Raw genomic sequence first — 19,186 nt, forward strand, 5'->3', positions numbered from 1 at the left:
CAGCGACGATAACCGATCACAGCTGCTTGAGCGGAACGCAAGGAACGTGTTGGTAGAACTTGCCTCCAGTGAGACGATACGGATTCAATCACAAGATTCATGATTATATCGATTCACAGTTCAGTGTATTTATTCAATATAATAAATATAATTATTAGTAATCTAAGTTTTACAATAGAATTGTTTTTTTATTGGAATGGTGGATTATACTCATATACATTGATCAAAAATCAATTATTTTCTATGGAAATATTATGAGCAAATTATATACTTTATTCTTAAATAGCGCATCATATTTGGCTCTGGCCATTTCCGTTGTGTCTCCACTAACGGTTGCGCCTCTCATTGGCGGCGTCAGTATCGCTTACGCTGACGATTTGCCGGGGAGTGCCGGAGGAACGGGAGATACCTTGGATTCGTCGAGTCTGCCGGATTCATATTCGGCCGCAGGCGGCAAGGGGAATGGCTATGGCGGCGGCGGTGGTGGCCTTGATGCAATTAACAGGTTCGGTGGAGCAGCTTCTGTTGACGGGGTAGGTGGGGACGGTGCTACCTCTATTATGAGTGGTGTGATTACCGCCGGAGGTAAGGGCGGCGACGTTGGGGCGACAACCGTAGGTTCGGATCCGGTCAATCTCCAAGGCGGAAAAGGCGGTGACGGTGTAAAGAATAGAGGATCCGGCGGCGGCGGCGGCGGAGCAGGGTTGTTTCTCAAAAACAATGATTCCTATTCACTGTTGAGTGGTTCAACCGTAACCGGCGGTGCCGGCGGGCTTGGCGGCGTGGGTGCTTATCAGAAAGCTGCAGGCGGCGGCGGTGGTGGTGGTGCCGGCGTTGTCTTGCGCGGGGCAGCACTTAGAATATCCACTGGAGCTACAGTATCCGGCGGTGCCGGTGGCGCGGGTGGTTCCTCGCCGGCAGCCTACAAGGCTGGCGGCGGCGGTGGCGGCGACGGCGTGGTTGTGCAATCCAGTTCTCTTATAAACGGAGGTTCCATAACTGGTGGCGCTGGAGGGAACGCCTCGAATGATTCCTCTGACGTTAACCCTGGAGCTCACGGGGGAGCGGGCGGTAGCGGCGTATATGTAGCAGGCGGAAACTTCATCAATCGGGGACAAGTCACCGGTGGCCACGGTGGGTTGGGTTATCAGCATGGTGTAAAGGGTGCTTCCGGTTCTGGTGTTCGCATCGATTCTGATGCGCATGTCGTCAACGAAGGTGTTATTTCTGCAGGCGGGGCCGATGCCAACGCGATCGATATTCTCGGCAGCAATAACACATTTGAGATTCATGATGGCTCGTCCATCACAGGAAACGTTGTGGTGGCAGGTGGCACACAGGGAAATACCTTTGTGCTTGGCGGTTCAGATGACGGCAGTTTCGACGTATCTTTGATTGGTACGCAGTATCAAGGATTTCAATCCAATCGCAAAGACGGTTCCGGTACCTGGACACTGACCGGAACAGGCAATTTTACTCAAGGTTTTACCATTGCCGATGGTGTGCTTTCCGTTTCTTCGGATGCGAGCCTTGGTGCGGCTGCTGCCGGTCTGACGCTTGACGGCGGCACGCTGCAGGTGACGGGTACGAGCTTCACCTCCACCACCCGGTCGCTGAATTTGGGTGAGCATGGCGGCGGGCTTGATATCGCGGATGCTGGTAACACCTTCACTGTTTCACAGGCATTGTCGGGCAATGGGTATCTTCGCAAGCAAGGCGATGGCACTTTGGTATTGTCCGGCAATAACAGCTTTACCGGTGGCCTGACTATTGAGAAAGGGACAGTTCAAGCTGGAACTGCCGATCATGCTTTCGGTTCAGGTCTGTTGACCGTCAATGAAGGTGCGAAGGTCGATCTCGCGAATTTCAATACGACGACAGGTGGTCTTGCCGGTGCGGGCGATGTCGCCATGGGCAGCGGCAATCTCAACCTTGACCAGAGTTTCGATACGCTGTTCTCCGGTGTGGTCGATGGCTCCGGCGCTTTGACCAAGACTGGTTCCGGCACACTTACATTGGCTGGCGTCAATAGTTACACAGGCCAGACGGTGGTTTCCGGCGGCACTTTGAAACAGGGCGCACAAGGCGCTTTCAACGCATCATCTTCGGGCTATGAAGTTGCCAGCAACGGCACACTTGATCTTGGTGGCTACTCCACTTCGCTTGCCAGCCTTGGCAACACCGGGAACGTCAATTTCGGCGGCACAGGCGGAACCGTGCTCAACGTTGCGGGCAATTACACGGGCAATGGCGGCATGATGACCGTCAATACGGTTCTGGGTGGCGATGATTCCAAAACCGACATGCTGAAGGTCGATGGTGATACATCGGGGTCGACAAAGCTATATGTGAACAATGCAGGTGGTTCCGGCGCACAGACTGTCAACGGCATCAAGGTTGTCGATGTGTCAGGCTCATCGAATGGCTCGTTCTCGCTGGCAAACAGCTACAAGACCAAGGATGGCCAGCAGGCAGTTGTCGGCGGCGCCTATGCCTACACATTGCAGCAGGGCAGCAAGAGGACGCCGACTGACGGTGACTGGTATCTCGTCAGCCATGTCGATGGACCCAATTCCGGCTCCAACCCGAGACCCCGTTACAGCGCTGGTGTTCCTGTTTACGAGGGCTATGTTCAAAACATGCTGGCTCTCAACAAATTGCCCACCCTCCAGCAGCGTGTCGGCAGTCGTTACTGGACTGGTGAGAACGGCAATGGTTCAGACAACGGCGCAACGGTGAATGAGTATGGTGTCTGGGCACGCGTCGAAGGCGGGCATAATCGTCTTGAGCCAGACACGTCAACGTCGCAGATGAAGCAGGACATCAATACTGTCATCATGCAGGCCGGTGTCGATGGCCAGTTCTATGAGGGCGAGAATGGCAAGCTGATTGGCGGCATCACCGGACAATACGGCCATGCCCGCGGCGATGTCTCTTCCTTCCATGGCGATGGTGATATCAGCACGGATGCATGGAGCCTTGGAGCGACCGCGACCTGGTACGGCAATAACGGCTTCTATGTTGACGGTCAGGGTCAGGTGACGTGGTTCGACAACGACCTCAACTCCTGGACCGCCAATACCGGCCTTGCCGATGGACGCAAGGCGACAGGCTATGCACTGAGCATCGAAGCCGGGCAGCGTATCCCGATGCAGGGCAGCTGGGCACTCACGCCACAAGCACAGCTGATGTGGTCATCCATTGATGCAGATGAATTCAGTGATACATGGGGCAGTCGCGTCAGTTTGCATGATGGTGACAGTCTTTTGGGACGCCTGGGCCTCGCAGCGGATTATCGCTCGGACTGGAAAGGCAATGACGGACTGATGGTCAATACCAGCGTCTATGGCATTGCCAATGTCTATCAGGCATTCCTTGGCGGGACGACGGTCAACGTGTCCGGCATCGACTTCGAAACCGACAATGACCGGACCTGGGCTGGGATCGGCGCTGGCGGCACCTATGCCTGGGCAGACAACAAATATGCTGTCTACGGCGAAGGCTCTATCAACACTTCCCTCAATCACTTCGCCAACAGCTATGCCGTCAAGGGGAGTGTTGGCTTCAAGGTGAAGTGGTAGGTGCTGGCTTCGACGATAACCTTCGCAGCATGAGACTCCCTATCTCCATCAATGATATGGGAGTCTCATTCTCGCACTCTGGAAAGATTAAAAGAAAAATGCACCGCCATCAACGCGATGGGGAGTATAATCTCGATATTGAAAGAGTTTGAGCGGGAGCAGCAACTACCTCATTCTATTCAGCCTATCGAGACAAGCTCTTGTGAAAGAACGTTCATGGTTTCAGCGCCATCGGCGGTGATGAGGAACTGTTCTTCGATCATGAGGGCTCCTAGTCCGTTTGCGTAAAACGGCGCCTCCACGGCCAGCACCATGTTCGGTTCGATGGCCATGTCGTTGCCATGCGAGATGAAAGGCCATTCCTCGATCCCGAGCGCCGAGCCGACCGAGTGCCCGAAATGCCCACGATAATATTCGCTAAAGCCATGACGACGCATGGTGGAGAGCATCGCTTCGTGAACCTGACCGAATGTGTTGCCGGGTTTCAGCAGAGCTGTTCCGGCTTGAAAGGTCTCCTGGAGCGCTTTGTAAATCTGCTCTGCAAGAGGAGCAGGCTTGCCATAGACGAAGGTGCGCGCGCCATCCGAAGAATAACCATTCACAAGCGTGCCGACATCGGCCTTGATGAGGTCGCCTTGCGCCAGTTGTGCGGCAGGGTTTTGAAGGTTCGGCCCGACCGAAATATAGGCCCAATGGCCGGACAGGCTCTGGCCGTTTGCTTTGGCAGCATTGGTCGCTCCGGTCAGCCAGGCATCGGAAAGCTCGGCGGCTGTGGAGCCCGACCGCGCTGCAGTCGCCATATTCTGCAACCCGCTTTCCGCATAACGGGCGGCATTGCGTAGATATCCAATCTCGCGGGGGCTCTTTATCAGGCGCAACCGCCTTACGATGCTGGAAGCATCGCGCCATTGGGCAAAAGGCAGAATTTCTTTCAACAACACAAAATCAGCCACAGGCATGAATTCAAGGTCGACGCCGAGGCTGGCTTGAGCGAGACCACGTTCGGCAATCATATCTGCAAGCAGTTGAAAGGCTGCTTTCTGGTCGAAGGTTTCCGGGCGGGGACCGATATTACCACTGTTGCGATAGGCAGCGTTGAGGTCTTCTATCGAGTGGGCGTCTCGAACCGTGACGGCGTCAATCCAGATTCGATGCGAGCGGAAGTCGATCTCATCAGCCGTTGCGCGTGCTGCTGTCAGCGCCTGATCGCTGACAATAGCGCCAGGACGTGCCGAGGCATCCGCTGGAACCAGCGCTATGGCCGAACCGGCGCGCCCCCACATTGTCGCCACGCCCGCAGCAATTCCGGTGGCATAACGAAAGTTTTCCGGCTGAAAAAGCACCAGTGCATCCAGTCCTTCTGCAGTGAGCAGATCCTGTACGCGGTTCCGATCCATATAAGTCATGGCTGATCTCTTGAGGTTATGCTTTGTCAGTGCGCCTTATATCGGACGGCTTGTGCTGCAGTCCGGATGGTTTGTCCAATAGATTGACTCTTTATGGAATAAATTTCTAATAATTCTCGCTATCTCACGGTGCCACCGCTTACCGATGCTCTCGCGGTCGCGGTATAAGCGTTGCTAACGGAGAGCCTGATAGGGCGCTTTCCACGCAGGAGAATAATATGGGCGGCTTCAACATTCGTGATCGCAAATCTGGATTGGCTTACTGGAGCTTGAGCGCGGCATTGGCCGTGACGCTCGGTATCGGATCGTTCAGCCAGGCGTTGGCGCAGGAAAGCGACCCGGACGCGACAATCAATATCGGCTCGCTCTACGAGCCGCAAAACCTCGACAATACCGCCGGTGCAGGGCAGGGCATCAACGAAGCCTTCAACGGCAATGTCTATGAGGCCCTGTTCCGGCTTGCCGACGACGGCAAGGTCGAGCCGGTCCTGTCGAAGGATTACAGCGTCAGCGACGACGGGCTGACCTATACGTTCAAGCTGCAGCCGGGCGTGACTTTTCACTCTGGAGCGCCGTTGACTTCCAAGGACGTCAAATTCTCCATCGAGCGCGTTGCCGCGCCGGAATCGAAGAGCTCACGCAAAAGCAGCCTCAAGACTATTTCGGCCGTTGAGACTCCGGATGATGAAACCGTTATCGTCAAGCTGTCTTCGCGCTCAATCTCGCTGCCGTACAATCTAAGCTATGTATGGGTGGTGAACGACGAAGCGAAGGATCTGCAGTCGAAGGAAGACGGAACCGGACCTTACGAGCTGGAAGACTGGCGTCGTGGGTCGTCTCTGTCGATGAAGCGCTTCGATAAATATTGGGGCGCCAAGCCGAAAAACGGCGAGGTGGTCTTCCAGTATTTCACCGATGCAAGCGCGCTGAACAATGCTTTGCTGACCGGTTCGGTTGATATCATCACGTCGGTTCAAAGCCCGGATTCGCTAGCCCAGTTCAAGGACAATCCCGATTTCACCGTCAGCGAAGGGCAGTCGACCACCAAGCTGCTGCTGGCCTATAACGACCGTATTGCGCCATTCGACAATGTCAAAGTGCGCAAGGCGCTCGCCCGTGCAATCGACGACCAGAAGCTTTTGAAGGCTGTGTGGGGCGATTATGGCACGCTGATCGGCTCATTCGTACCGCCGACCGATCCGTGGTATGTCGATCTCACCAAGGTCGACGCCTATGATCCTGAAAGTGCCAAGGAACTTCTCAAGGAAGCTGGTTACCCGGATGGCTTCACCTTCACTATCGATACGCCGAACTATGATCCACACCCGATTGCCGCGCAGTTCATCCAGAGCGAGCTGGCCAAGGTCGGCGTAACCGTCAAGATCAACGTCATCACTGCCAATGAGTGGTACACGAAGGTCTATAAGGCACACGATTTCCAGGCCACCTTGCAGGAGCATGTGAACCATCGCGATATCGTGTTCTATGGCAATCCCGATTTCTATTGGGGTTATAACAATCCGAAGGTTGTCGAGCTCATCAAGGAAGCGGAAGCAAGTGCTACGACGGATGAACAGACGGCCAAGCTGACTGAGGCGAACAAGATCATTGCCGAAGATGCGGCCAGCAACTGGTTCTACCTCTATCCGCAGATCGTTGTTTCGAAAAAATCAGTGAGCGGCTACCCGATCAACGGCCTGAACTCCCAGTTTTCTGCCTATGACATTGTGAAAGCGGAATAATAACCGCCAGTCGATATCGAGAACATCAACTCGACAGATCGCGCCGCCTGAATTAATTTCCGGCGGCGTTGTCGCATTTGCATGAGGGTCCGAGCGCTGCCCTGACATCGGAGAGGTAAACGCTATTTTCGCCTATATCATACGCCGTTCAGCCATATTGGTTCTGTCGGTTTTCATCGCATCGATCGTGTTGTTTCTGCTGTTGCGCCTTCTGCCGGGCGATCCCGCAAATGCGCTTGTTTCTGTCGGCGCGGATGCGGCGCAGATCGAGGCAGCGCGCAAGCAGGTCGGTTCGGACCTGCCTCTCTACGAGCAGTTTCTGCGTTTTATCGGTAGCCTCCTGCGCTTTGATCTTGGTAATTCCTTTGTGAGTGGAGCACCGGTTCTTGCCGAAATCGGCAAGCGGCTGATTGTGACCGTGCCTTTGACGCTGATGGCATTCGTCGTTGCGATCATGATCGCGGTGCCACTCGGCATTCTGTCGGTTGTGCGCCAGAACCGCTGGTATGGAACGGTGATATCCGTCATCTCCCAGCTCGGCATCGCCGTGCCTGTGTTCTGGATAGGCATTCTGCTGGTCTGGTTTTTTGCAGTTAAGCTGCGGTTGTTTCCTTCGGGTGGTTTCCCATCACGAGGATGGCAGTCGGCACCAGCTGCTTTTCAATCGCTGGTATTGCCAGTCACAACCATTGCCATCGTCATGTCGGCATCGTTGATCCGTTATGTCCGTTCGGCCACGCAGGACGTGCTTGGCAGCGACTATCTTCGTACCGCACGGGCGCTTGGCGCGACATTCTCGCAGGCTCTTGTCCGTCACGGTATTCGCAACGGCGCGGTGCCGGTGATCTCGATCCTCGGTATCGAGCTTGCCTCGACTTTGCTTGGTGCTGTGGTGGTCGAACGTGTGTTCTCGTTGCCGGGTCTCGGTTCGATGCTTCTGCTCGGCATAGAGCAGCGCGACTATCCCAATGTTCAGGGTGTTCTGTTTGTATCGACGCTTCTGGTGCTGCTGGTCGGCTTTGCCGCAGATCTCCTGCAACGACTGATTGACCCGCGCTTGCGCCAGCGGTCTGCGGGAGATCGTGCATGACGGAGCCTGCTGATATGACGCCTGCCGTCGGGGATGAAAAGCCGGCTTACCGACTGCCATGGCCCCTTATTGTGGGTGGATTGCTGCTGGGGTTGCATCTGGCCGTCGCTCTTCTCTCGCTGGTCTGGACACCTTACGGTGCTGGCGAAATGGTCGGTGGACGACTGGAGGCTCCGTCCTGGCTGCATTGGGCCGGTACGGATCGTCTGGGACGCGATTTGATGACACAAATCATGATCGGTTCGCGCATTGCGCTTATCGTCGGCTGTGGAGCCATCGCACTCAGCGCAGTGATTGGCGTCACGCTGGGTGTGCTTGCGGCGTTTGCAACGCAGACGCTTGATGACGTGCTGGCGGCAACGCTCGATATTCTCATCGCCTTCCCAACCCTGTTGCTGGCCATGTTGATCGTGGCTTCCAGCGACGGTGCAAGCCTGACGACCGCCATCATGGCCATCGGTATCGCCGGATCGGCCATCGTGGCACGTCTGACCCGCATCCTCGCAAAGCGGGTTCTGGCGATGGATTACATTACGGCATCGCGCATTTCCGGCACATCACGGCTCGGGTTGGTCCGCATCCATGTGCTGCCGAACATCTGGCCGACGCTGATCGTCAATTTTGCGCTTCAGTTCGGTCTGGCGGTGATCGCGGAAGCATCGCTTTCCTATCTTGGTCTTGGCGCTCCACCGCCCAATTCATCCTGGGGACGGCTTCTGCAGGAGGCGCAGGCGTCGGTTTATACGGCGCCGTTCGGTGCCATAGCACCCGGTCTGGCGCTTGTCTCATTGGTGATCGGGCTCAATCTGTTTGCCGACGGGCTGCGTGACGTGGCCGACCCAACACGGAGGAGACAACGTTGAGCATTTTGCTGAATGTGGAGAACCTCCAGATAGAAACGGCTGGCAGGTCTCTGGTTTCCGGCGTCTCGCTGTCGGTTGGACAGAGTGAACGGGTCGGTCTGATCGGTGAATCCGGTTCGGGCAAGTCGTTGACGGCTCTTGCCATCATGGGACTGTTGCCGGACGGCATGCGGGCAAGCGGATCGATCACGCTCGACGGCCACCAAGTGATAGGGGCGCGAGACCGTGAGCTGGTGCCATTGCGCGGGCAGAGCATTGCAGCGGTTTTTCAGGAACCGATGACGGCGCTCGACCCGCTGATGCGGATTGGCAAACAAGTCGGTTTGGTCGTCCGTCGCCGCGCGCTTCGGGATGGTCGCAGAATTGGGCAAGCTGACGTGAATGCCGAGGTTCACTCGCTTCTGGAGCGTGTATCCCTGCCGGACCCGGAACGCATTGCCCGTTCCTGGCCACACGAAATATCGGGCGGTCAACGCCAGCGTGCGGCTATCGCAATGGCTCTCGCCTGTCGCCCCAAGCTTCTGATCGCGGACGAGCCGACGACGGCGCTCGATGTCACCACGCAGGCCGAGATTTTGAAGCTGCTGGAGCAATTGGTGCGGGACGAGGGAATGGGGCTTCTGTTCATCAGTCACGATTTGCCGGTGGTTGCGGCCGTTACGGAACGCGCGCTGGTCCTGCGATACGGAAAACTTATAGAAGAAGGGCCGGTTGCGACGCTTTTCACCGATCCGCAGCAGCCCTATACGCAGGGGCTCGTGGCCGCTGCACGGGCGTTCGATGCCGCTCTGGAGGTTGCGCGATGACTTTGATGGACCTTTCGGGCGTTTCCTTTGCCTATGCCGGTGGTAAGACGGTTTTGCATGACGTCGATCTGAAACTTGAGACCGGAAGCAATCTGGGCATTGTCGGTGAGTCCGGTTCCGGCAAAACAACCATGTTGAAACTGCTGCTTGGACTGCAGCGCCCGTCTTCGGGGAAAGTTTCGTTTCGCGGCAAGCCTCTGGATATTGGCAATCGCGGTTTCATGCGCGATTTTCGCCGTTCGGTGCAGGCGGTGTTTCAAGATCCCTATTCATCGCTCGATCCGCGCCAGCGTGTCTTCGACATCATTGCCGAGCCGCTGCGATCTTTGAAAATCGAGACCGATATTGCGCAGGCTGTTGCGCAGGCGCTCGATTCCGTCGATTTGCCAGCGGATGCCGCCCGCCGCTATCCGCACGAGTTTTCAGGTGGCCAGCGCCAGCGTATAGCCATCGCTCGGGCGATTGTCTCTAAACCTGAGCTCGTCATCGCCGACGAAGTGGTCAGCGCGCTCGATCTGACAACACGGGCCCGTATCATCGATCTCATGCGCTCTCTTTCAGAACGCACGACTTTTGTGGTGGTGTCGCACGACATCGCACTGGTTGCGCTCTTGTGCGAACGGCTGATCGTTCTGGAAAGTGGCCGGATCGTGGAGCAGGGCAATACGCGGGACATTCTGGCCGATCCGCAGCATGCCTATACGAGGAAACTGCTGACCAGTTTGCCGAGAATGCCTCAACCCGCTTGAGGATCGAAGCATCATTATATCATCGCGATGCCGGCTCATTGATCTGCAAATGATGTGATATTTTAGGTACATCCGGGCAACAAAGTTTCCGCCGCCGCCCTCTTGTTTCCAATGAAAGCGGGCGCGAGTTCCCCGCCGAAGCCAATGTTTTAAAACGATAAAAGATGAGTATTTGACGCATGTTTGTTTTCTCTGCCTGGAACTCTTCTAAATCATTGTGATTGCGCGATATTTTCCGGGCCTTTATCGCGTGAATGAGTGTCTGTTCGTCCGCAGATGCTGGAGCATATGTTTAGTTCGGAGCACGCGAACAAATGACTTCCCGGTTGTGGGATCTGGCAGAACTCTATGAAAGCGAGCAGATCAGTCTGCGGGCTTTTGTGCGTCGTATTGTCGGAAATACCGCCACGGCTGAAGATGTCGTTCAGCAAGCCTTCCTGAACCTGCTTTCCCGCTATGAAGATACGGCACAGGCGCCAGGTCCTGCTTATGTAAAGCGCACAGCGCGCAATCTTGCGCTCAATCACTTACGCGATGCCCGCCGCAGGGCGGATGTCGAAATCGAGGTCGATGAGCCCGAGCGCTTTGCCGATGCGCGACCATCGCCGGAAATGACGGTGCTTTATCGCAGCGAGCTTCATCGTCTTTTACATTCCGTCGCGCAGCTTCCGCCGCGTCGGCGCGAAGCCTTTGTTCTCAACCGGATCGAGGGGTTGAGTTATGACGAAGTTGCCGAGCGTATGGGAATTTCCCGAAATACGGTTATAACGCAGATCGTGTCAGCGCTGGCTGAACTCGACTGGCGGCTTTCAGAGTAATTATAAGCGGGAACATCAAGACGCCCATGAAGGAGTTTGAAACCGATCCGGTTTACATGAAGGCGCTGGAATGGTTTGTGCTGTTACAGGACAAAACCGTCAGCGCCGATGACCGGCGTGCGTTTTCAGCCTGGATTGCATCTGACCCTGCGCATCGAGTGGCCTATGAGCGTGCGCAGACGCTGTGGCAACGCTTCGATGCCGTGAAGCCTGAATATGACCGCATCCGCCAATCGGGCCATAAATCGGACGGTCGTGTGGGCCGGCGCGGCGTTGTTCTGGGTGGCCTTGCCGCTCTCGTTCTTCTGCCTGGCGCTTATCTCTTGTCGCGTCCCGGTCTGTTTGCGACTTATCAAACGGGTGTCGGTGAACGTCGCAGCTTTACGCTTGCCGATGGAAGCACTGTCGAGCTTGGCAGCTATTCGGCGCTTTCCCTCGATTTTTCGGGCAACGGGCGCAACCTTGTGCTCCATGAAGGGCAGGGGTTCTTTCAGGTCGCCTCCGATCCGTCGCGCCCCTTTGTGGTTAGCGCCAATGGCGGCACGATCACTGCGCTCGGGACTGCTTTTGACGTGAAACTGATCGATCGGGCGGTCACTGTTTCAGTGGTTGAGCATGCAGTTTCAGTGGCTTTTGGTCAAAGCGATCCGGTGCGCCTTGATGAGGGCTGGCAGATAACTTATGGCGGTGATGAAGCGGCTTTGCCGCAACGGGCCGACCCGCAGACGGTTGAAGCCTGGCGCAATGACAGGATTATCTTTGAGGACGTTCCGCTCAGCCGCGTACTGAGCGAGCTGGAACGCTATCGTCGTGGCAGGATTTTCCTCACCGACACAGAAATCGGCAATATGCCGGTTACGGCAATTTTTGATACGCGTGATGCCGAAGCGGCTCTTGCAACCATTGCCGAAACCTTGCCGGTCAGAGTCCTGAACGGTTCCGGCTGGGTGACCGTCGTTACACGGCGATAATAACTGGATTAAAAAAATCAAATTTTTTAAGCTACCGATCATTAGATCGCGTTTCCGAGGTGTCTAATCCTCTGAGGGGCTGCGTGGCAGCCATGAAGTAACAGGAAAATCCTGCCAAAAGCAGGGGTATCAGACATCGGGGATTAAACTATGCGCGTCGATATGAAGAGCCGAACTCAGACTGGTCGTGGCCAAGGTTCTCAGGCTCTTCTTAAAACCGGGCTGTCAGCGCATCTGCTCGCGGCAAGTGCGCTGGTTGCGGTCGCGGCACTCACGCCAAGTACGGTTTGGGCGCAAGCCGCTGCAAATAGCCAGGTGCAGCGCACGTCGTTTGATATTGCAGCACAGCCGTTGTCCAAAGCGCTGGTGCAATACTCAAACAAAACCGGCGTTCAGCTCTTCTTTGATGCAAATATTGTGCGCGGCAAGAACTCCGGCGGTGCACAAGGTTCGCTGACACGTTCGGAAGCACTGGGCCGTATTCTTTCCGGTTCTGGCCTCACATATAGCCTGCGCGGCAATACTGTCACGATATCGGTGCAGCAATCAGTTAATGCTGGCGCAACTGTCCCTGAAGGGGCTTTGCTTCTCGATACGATTACCTTTGAAGGCAATAGTGGCAGCGACACGTCGAGGAGCGTTGTCGTTGAAAGCTCTGGCGGAGCCACCAAGACCAATACGCCGCTTATCGAGGTGCCGCAGTCAGTATCTGTTGTCAGCCGCAAGCAGATCGAGATGCAGAATGCGCAAAGCGTCACGGAAATGCTGCGTTATGTCCCCGGCGTAAGCATTGAAACCTATGGTCCGGATCCAAAAGGCTATGACTGGATTTTCATGCGCGGTTTCAACGCGCAGTCGACCAGTTCCTATCAGAACGGCCTGCGTCAGCTCTCCAATTCCTACACCTTCTTCCGTACCGATCCATACGAGCTGGATTCCATCGAAGTGCTGCGTGGTCCTGTTTCGTCGCTTTACGGACAGAGCGATGCTGGCGGTCTGGTCAATCGCGTTACCAAGAAGCCGCAGGCTGAAGCTTCGCATGAAGCATCGGTCGAATATGGCAGTTTCAATCGCAAGCAGATTGGCGTCGACCTGACCGGGCCGGTCAATGAAGACAAGACGCTGCTCTATCGTCTCATCGGCGTGGTTCGCAAGGGCAACACGCAGTTCGAATATTCCAATGGCGACGAGGTCAAGGACGATCGCTATATGATCGCGCCTTCGCTCACCTGGGCACCCGATGCGGATACGTCGTTGACGGTTTCGGGCCAGTTGCTGCGCGACGATAGTGGCGGCAGCGTGCTGCCTGCGACGATTAGCAGCCTCTATCCGAATTACCCAAACATTCTGGTTGGTGATCCTGATTTCAACCGCAGCGTCCAGAAGCAGGGCAGCATCGGCTATGAGTTTGAACATCATATCAACGACACCTGGACGGTGAAGCAGAACCTTCGCTACGGACAGGTCAGTTTCCTGCTCGACAATGTGCTGGCGCTTGGGCTCGGGCCGACCGGGATCACGCGGCAGGCGCGTCGCTTCGATGAGAATATGAGCGGGCTGGTGGTCGACAATCAGGCCATCGCAGAATTTGAAACCGGCAATATTTCGCATCAGGCACTGTTCGGCCTTGATTACTCCTATTCGGATTCCGATGTGACGCAGTATCGTGATCCGGCCCCAACGCTGAACCCGTTCAATCCGTCTTATGGTATTCCGATTTCTGTTCCGACCACGGTAACGCAGAGCTATCGCCAGAAATACAACCAGACCGGGCTTTATGCGCAGGACCAGATCAAGTTCAACGACAACTGGATTATCACTTTGGGCGGGCGCTATGACTGGCTGGACCTCAATAGTCATAATCGTCTCGATTCCAGTGATACAGATCAGAATATCGGGAAATTCAGCGGTCGTGCAGGTGTCACCTATGTGACGCCATGGGGCATCGCGCCCTATGTCAGCTATTCGGAATCCTTTGTGCCCAATCTCGGCGCGGATAACAGCGGCAATACTTTCGATCCGTCGGAAGGTCGTCAGTGGGAAGTCGGCGTAAAATATCAGCCAAAGGAAATCGACGCGCTGTTCACGCTGGCGTGGTTCGACATCGTGAAATCGAATGTCGTTTCCTACAGCTATATCGATGGGCCACAGGCGACGGGCGAGGTGCATTCGCGCGGGCTGGAACTCGAAGGCAAGGTCGATCTGAGCTATGGCTGGGATTTTGTCGGTTCCTACACCTATACCAAGGCGGAAATCACCGAAGATGCTGCGGCGTTTATCGGCAAGCAGGTGACGATGGTGCCGGAACACCAGGCTTCGGCTTGGCTCAACTACACGTTCAACAGCGGTATGCTTGAAGGTCTCAGCCTTGGCAGCGGCGTGCGTTATGTGGGTGCAAGCTATGGCGACAAAGCCAATACGATCAAGGTCGATGGCCGAACGCTCGTCGATGCTGGTGTGAGCTACAAGTACAAGGACATGACCTTCCAGGTGAATGCCACAAACCTGTTTGACAAGAAGTATTTCACCACCTGCGAGGATGCGTTCAGCTGCTACGAAGGCGATCGCCGCTCGGTCATAGGCCGTGTGAAGGTCAGTTTCTGAGGCGAGCGTTTTGCTGACACGTCGCCAGATAATGTTCGGTTCGGGCCTCGCGCTTTGCGCGGGGCTTTCTGGCTTTGGTTTCAGAGCCGCCGCCGCATCTCCTCCACGTGTGGTGGCGATCGACTGGGCAGCGGCAGAAGCCATGCTTTCATTCGGGATTGTGCCCGTAGGGCTTTCCGATACAGCATTCTATCGTCAGCGCATGGCAGCACCGGTTTTGCCGGAAACGGTTGTTGATGTCGGGCCGTTCTGGGAGATCAATCTTGAAGCCCTTGCAGCGCTGAAGCCCGATTTTGTGATAGCAACGGATTATAATCTCGTGATGACGCCGCGCATCGCGGATGTTGCGCGTGTCGAGCTTGTACCGAGTATCACAACGCCGAATGTCGAACGATACCAGTTGGCGATCGAGATACTGAACCGCGTCGCGGACTTGTGCGGTGTTTCGCCTTCCGTGCCGTCTTCTGTGGTTGAGGACGCGGAAAGCCGTTTTGCAAAGGCGCGTGAGACTGTCTCGAAGCATGATTATGCGGTGGGTATCATGCTGCCTGATATCGGCGGGCGTGAAATGACCATGTACGGCGAAGGCACGCTTCCCGATGCCGTGTTGCGAAAACTCGGACTTGCGAATGTCTGGAAAGGCCCGGTCAATGGAACCGGCATGGCGCGTGTTGGACTTGATCGGCTGATGGAAAGCGCTGATGCGGCGTTTCTCGTCGTGGATATTCCCTCGCAGCGGGTTCAGACCGAACGCTCCTTACAACAGAACACGATGTGGAAATTGCTCCGACCAGTGCGTGACGGGCGCGTGGCATGGCTCAATCAATTCCATCCTTTTGGCGGTGTACCTTCTGCGGCCCATCTGGCGGATCTCATCGCCTCGGCATTGGAGAACATGGCGTGAGCGGCCTTGAAGCAACCTGCGGCCACACGCGACATTCCCCGCTGCGCTGGGCAATGCTGGCTTTGTCGGTCGCATTTGTATTGTTGCTCGTTGTTCAGGGCTTTCTCAGCATTGCTGCGCCGGCGGAATGGCTGCGCATCGTGGCAGCTCCCAATCTGGACGATCCACGCCATGTGGTCGGTTATTACAGCTTTCTGCCGCGTCTTGCGGTTGGCCTGCTTGTGGGTGGTACGCTCGGGCTTGGTGGCGCAGTGTTTCAAACCGTTCTGCGCAATCCGCTGGCTGAACCCGGACTTCTTGGTGTTGCCTCCGGCGCACAGATCGCACTGGCTTTCACGCTGGTTTTCGCACCCGGCCTATGGATTGCGGGCAACGAAGTCATCGCGCTCATCGGTGCCGGAGTGGCACTCAGCCTTTCGCTGTTTATCGCCTCTCGCGGACGATTTTCATCGACAACTGTGGTGCTGGCCGGCTTGATGGTCGGGCTTTATTGCAATGCAATCTTCAGCCTGCTCGTACTTTTCAATCATGATTACCTCATTAACCTGCTGACGTGGCAGGCCGGTTCTTTGCAGCAGGGGGGCTGGGAAGTCTGTCTTTATCTTCTCCCGCGTCTCCTGCCGCTTGCTGCACTCATCTTCATCCTGCAACGACCGCTCAATCTTCTTTCGCTTGGCGATAATCAGGCGAAGGGACTTGGTATTTCGCCAGCAATGATGCGGCTGGTTCTGCTGGCTGCAGCGGCGGCGATGGCTGCGGTTATCACCAGCAGTCTTGGGCTGATTGGTATGATCGGACTTGCCGGACCAAATCTTGCACGCACTTTTGCGCCCGGACAGGATGGACGCAGGCTCTTATGGTCGACCTTGCTTGGCGCGTTGTTGCTTGTCGGTATCGATCAGCTGCTGCGCGCCGTAGCGCCTTTCATCGGCAACATTCCCGCGGGTGCCGCTGCAGGCCTTTTCACAGGCCCAATTCTTGTCATTCTGGCAAGCCGCGTTCGTCTGCCTGCTGTGCCTTCAACGCAGGAAATCACCCCGGCGAGAGAGCAGATCAAGAAACCGCTTCGCCTGCTTTTAGCGCTTTCATGCGCTCTTGCCCTTTGCATGATCATATCGGTGTTGGTGTCGAGAACACCTGAAGGCTGGAGCTTTGGCGCACCAGAGGCCGTAACATGGTGGCGTGTGCCACGTATTTTTACGGCGGCCGGCGCAGGCATATGTCTTGCGGTTGCGGGCCTTGTTCTACAGGGTACGCTCCGAAACCCGATGGCCAGTCCCGACTTGCTTGGCATTGGTTATGGCGCGGGCTTCGGGCTTGCAATCGCAGTGCTCTTCATTGGCGATGCAAGCGGCCTTTCCAAGCTTGTGGTTGCCACCATCGGCGCTTTGGTGGTGCTCAGCGCCATTGCCGGGATCGGCTGGCGTATGGCGTTCCAGCCAGAGCGTGTTCTTCTTGTCGGCGTCGGCTTGGGAAGCATGTTCCATGCTCTGATGATCCTGCTTCTTGCCAGCGGCAATCCACGTGTAGCTGGCCTCCTGAACTGGTTTTCCGGTTCCATGGGCAATATCGGCTGGAATGATGCGGCCTTGGTTTGCATCTGCGCGATTATCGTTCTGCTTGCGGCTCTTCTTTTCAGGCGCCCACTCGACATCTTTCCGTTGGGCGATGTGACAGCGCGCGCTGTTGGCCTCAAAGTCTCGTCAAGCCGTGCGATCCTTCTTGCTCTTGCAGGTGTTGGAACAACAGCGGCAACGATCACTATCGGGCCTGTCAGTTTCATCGGTCTTATGGTGCCGCATTTTGCTGCCCTGCTCGGGTTCAAAAGCGTGACGACGCGCCTGCTGGCCAGCGCTCTGCTCGGCGCATTGCTGCTCGTTTTTGCGGATTGGCTTGGGCGCAATCTCGCTTATCCGTGGCCCATGTCTGCAGGGTTGCTCGCATCCCTCATCGGGGGCGGCTTTTTTCTCAGGTTACTTTCCAAACCAAATTAGCCAAATCAAACTAGCCAAGTAAAACTAGCCAAGTAAAATTGGATTGACCTTTAGTCTGAAAACCATTCCGGCTTTCAATCATTCCAGACAGATTGAAGAAGTGGGTGACACTATTCGCTTTTCGCGTAAGGTCGACTGACTTCTACTGGATTTCTAGAACTCGCATTCATCGGCAAAAAATCCGTGACGAGATAATCCATCGGAGGGGCTTGACTGACAAGGACCCGATACAGAAAACCTAAACCATAAAAAGATGCATGCCTTCTGAGAAACGGGAGAAATAAACTTTGGCAGTCGGTCGTCAATCCATGCCGCCGCTCAACGCGCTGGTAGTTTTCGACAGTGCGGCTCGGCTCGGGAGTTTCTCTCGCGCAGGTTTGGAGCTCGGCCTCACCCAAAGCGCCGTCAGTCGGCAGATTGGCAAGCTGGAAGCCTTCATAGGCTCGAAACTGTTCAATCGTCTGCCTGTCGGCGTGCAGTTGACTGCTATCGGGGAGAGCTATGCCTCGGAGGTAAGCCGACTTCTGGGCGATCTGAGCGCTGTCACAGACGGCTTGCGGGCATGGATTGGGCCGCGACAAATCACGATCGCCTGTTCACGCGGGATTGCCGACCAGTGGTTCCTATCGCGAATAGGCAGGCTGAAGGCGGAAATTCCCGGAATCGAAATCCGGTTGCGTGTAACGGATGACGTGGCACATCTGCGCCTGGACGAGTTTGATCTCGCGCTATTCTATCGCAAGGAGCGGCCCATCGGGGTCAATCTGACCGTGCTGGGTCGGGAGGAAGTCGTACCCGTCTCAGCGCCAGGCGTGCCCGGCATCATGGAACAGGAGGCACCGGTTCTGCTCGCCATTGAAGACACGATGCGCGAGTGGCAGGGTTGGCCGGAATGGTGGCATGATGCCAGACTTTCTCGTCCAGCCGGTGCACTGGAATGGCGGCTCGGTGACTATGGTCTTTGTGTTGCCGCCGCAACGCAGGGCATCGGTATCACGTTAGGCTGGACTTGGCTTATCAAGGAGCAGCTTGCGAGCGGAACATTGGTCCCGGCGCATAGCCACATGATGCGGTCGGACGCCTATTTCTATCTCATGCGACCAGCTGATCGTCACCAGCGTAAAATCGTGCGGGAAGTGTCCGACTGGCTGATAGCAAGCAATGGAACAGATCCAATCACATAAAGATGATCGGATCTGTTAAACATATCATTCCTGCGGAAGAGCGACGCGGCGACGCGCAACCATGCGGAAACGGATGTATCCGATAACGGTGATGATCAGCCAGGCAACCTGTGAGATGAAGGAGCCGAGGTTGAAATTCCAGGCAAGCGAATAGATCAGCGCGACCCCGCCCAAAACATTCAGCAACGGAATGACCGGATCATCGACGGTAAAAATACGCAATTGAATCAGCGCATAGCCCAGAAGGTAAAAGAACGCGCCCACCAAGCCGACCACATCCGGCAAACCCATTTTCGATCTCCAGGATCATCAAAATCTGAAAAAGCAGGGATTGCTTTCCTGAACGAAAAGCACCCCTGCCATCACTGTTGAACGCTCCTTTATTCCTGTTCGTGCAAATGCCAAGACACACATTTCGCATGGGGGTATGCACAAAAGTCATACCCAGAAATTCGACATCAACCCTTGAAAATA

14 protein-coding genes are annotated in these 19,186 nt (G+C 55.7%); 12 read left to right on the plus strand and 2 right to left on the minus strand.

The features are described from left to right. Positions 1-254: 254 nt before the first annotated feature. The gene (locus OANT_RS14355) at positions 255-3,581 is read left to right on the plus strand and encodes an autotransporter family protein (protein WP_011982522.1); all 3,327 of its coding nucleotides are present in this window, start codon (positions 255-257) and stop codon (positions 3,579-3,581) included. A gap of 179 nt (positions 3,582-3,760) precedes the next feature. On the opposite strand, the gene OANT_RS14360 is transcribed toward OANT_RS14355, so the two are convergent. Next, positions 3,761-4,987, minus strand: coding sequence for a M24 family metallopeptidase (locus OANT_RS14360; protein WP_011982523.1), 1,227 nt, complete (start codon positions 4,985-4,987; stop codon positions 3,761-3,763). A 218-nt stretch (positions 4,988-5,205) separates the two neighbouring features. Between OANT_RS14360 and OANT_RS14365 the strand changes: the two genes are divergently transcribed. From OANT_RS14365 to OANT_RS14415, 11 genes are all read left to right on the plus strand, one after another. Next, on the plus strand, positions 5,206-6,729 hold the full coding sequence (locus OANT_RS14365) for an ABC transporter substrate-binding protein (RefSeq protein WP_010660522.1): 1,524 nt from the start codon (positions 5,206-5,208) through the stop codon (positions 6,727-6,729). Between the two features lie 157 nt (positions 6,730-6,886). Beyond that, entirely contained in the window at positions 6,887-7,819 is a 933-nt protein-coding gene (locus tag OANT_RS14370; protein ID WP_011982524.1) for an ABC transporter permease, read from the plus strand. Next, complete coding sequence (locus OANT_RS14375; protein ID WP_011982525.1) at positions 7,816-8,682, plus strand: ABC transporter permease; 867 nt, start codon at positions 7,816-7,818, stop codon at positions 8,680-8,682. The genes OANT_RS14370 and OANT_RS14375 overlap by 4 nt, the downstream gene beginning before the upstream one ends. Beyond that, positions 8,679-9,488: an ATP-binding cassette domain-containing protein gene (locus OANT_RS14380; protein WP_011982526.1), complete on the plus strand. Its 810-nt coding sequence runs from the start codon at positions 8,679-8,681 to the stop codon at positions 9,486-9,488. Before OANT_RS14375 ends, OANT_RS14380 begins: the two co-directional genes overlap by 4 nt. Further along, positions 9,485-10,237 carry an ABC transporter ATP-binding protein gene (locus OANT_RS14385; protein ID WP_011982527.1) on the plus strand — a complete coding sequence of 251 codons (753 nt, stop codon included), beginning with the start codon at positions 9,485-9,487 and terminating at the stop codon, positions 10,235-10,237. The genes OANT_RS14380 and OANT_RS14385 overlap by 4 nt, the downstream gene beginning before the upstream one ends. A 314-nt stretch (positions 10,238-10,551) precedes the next feature. After that, positions 10,552-11,055: an RNA polymerase sigma factor gene (locus OANT_RS14390; RefSeq protein WP_011982528.1), complete on the plus strand. Its 504-nt coding sequence runs from the start codon at positions 10,552-10,554 to the stop codon at positions 11,053-11,055. A 26-nt stretch (positions 11,056-11,081) separates the two neighbouring features. Next, entirely contained in the window at positions 11,082-12,026 is a 945-nt protein-coding gene (locus OANT_RS14395) for a FecR family protein (protein WP_011982529.1), read from the plus strand. Positions 12,027-12,176: 150 nt separating this feature from the next. Beyond that, entirely contained in the window at positions 12,177-14,630 is a 2,454-nt protein-coding gene (locus tag OANT_RS14400) for a TonB-dependent siderophore receptor (RefSeq protein WP_011982530.1), read from the plus strand. Between the two features lie 10 nt (positions 14,631-14,640). Further along, the gene (locus OANT_RS14405; RefSeq protein WP_231771532.1) at positions 14,641-15,534 is read left to right on the plus strand and encodes an ABC transporter substrate-binding protein; all 894 of its coding nucleotides are present in this window, start codon (positions 14,641-14,643) and stop codon (positions 15,532-15,534) included. Next, positions 15,531-17,528 carry a Fe(3+)-hydroxamate ABC transporter permease FhuB gene (fhuB, locus tag OANT_RS14410; RefSeq protein ID WP_011982532.1) on the plus strand — a complete coding sequence of 666 codons (1,998 nt, stop codon included), beginning with the start codon at positions 15,531-15,533 and terminating at the stop codon, positions 17,526-17,528. The genes OANT_RS14405 and fhuB overlap by 4 nt, the downstream gene beginning before the upstream one ends. Positions 17,529-17,815: 287 nt before the next feature. Further along, positions 17,816-18,712, plus strand: coding sequence for a LysR family transcriptional regulator (locus tag OANT_RS14415; RefSeq protein WP_010660512.1), 897 nt, complete (start codon positions 17,816-17,818; stop codon positions 18,710-18,712). Positions 18,713-18,736: 24 nt separating this feature from the next. On the opposite strand, the gene OANT_RS14420 is transcribed toward OANT_RS14415, so the two are convergent. Continuing rightward, complete coding sequence (locus OANT_RS14420) at positions 18,737-19,003, minus strand: CBU_0592 family membrane protein (RefSeq protein WP_011982533.1); 267 nt, start codon at positions 19,001-19,003, stop codon at positions 18,737-18,739. Positions 19,004-19,186: the final 183 nt, after the last annotated feature.

Origin of the sequence: Brucella anthropi ATCC 49188, from assembly GCF_000017405.1 — a bacterium.
GTDB lineage: Bacteria > Pseudomonadota > Alphaproteobacteria > Rhizobiales > Rhizobiaceae > Brucella > Brucella anthropi.

Excerpts from the sequence above, each read along its gene's own strand:
- OANT_RS14355 (WP_011982522.1), top strand. The coding sequence starts at position 255 with ATGAGCAAATTATATACTTTATTCTTAAATAGCGCATCATATTTGGCT.
- OANT_RS14360 (WP_011982523.1), bottom strand. The coding sequence starts at position 4,987 with ATGACTTATATGGATCGGAACCGCGTACAGGATCTGCTCACTGCAGAA.
- OANT_RS14365 (WP_010660522.1), top strand. The coding sequence starts at position 5,206 with ATGGGCGGCTTCAACATTCGTGATCGCAAATCTGGATTGGCTTACTGG.
- OANT_RS14375 (WP_011982525.1), top strand. The coding sequence starts at position 7,816 with ATGACGGAGCCTGCTGATATGACGCCTGCCGTCGGGGATGAAAAGCCG.
- OANT_RS14385 (WP_011982527.1), top strand. The coding sequence starts at position 9,485 with ATGACTTTGATGGACCTTTCGGGCGTTTCCTTTGCCTATGCCGGTGGT.
- OANT_RS14390 (WP_011982528.1), top strand. The coding sequence starts at position 10,552 with ATGACTTCCCGGTTGTGGGATCTGGCAGAACTCTATGAAAGCGAGCAG.
- OANT_RS14395 (WP_011982529.1), top strand. The coding sequence starts at position 11,082 with ATGAAGGAGTTTGAAACCGATCCGGTTTACATGAAGGCGCTGGAATGG.
- OANT_RS14400 (WP_011982530.1), top strand. The coding sequence starts at position 12,177 with ATGCGCGTCGATATGAAGAGCCGAACTCAGACTGGTCGTGGCCAAGGT.
- OANT_RS14420 (WP_011982533.1), bottom strand. The coding sequence starts at position 19,003 with ATGGGTTTGCCGGATGTGGTCGGCTTGGTGGGCGCGTTCTTTTACCTT.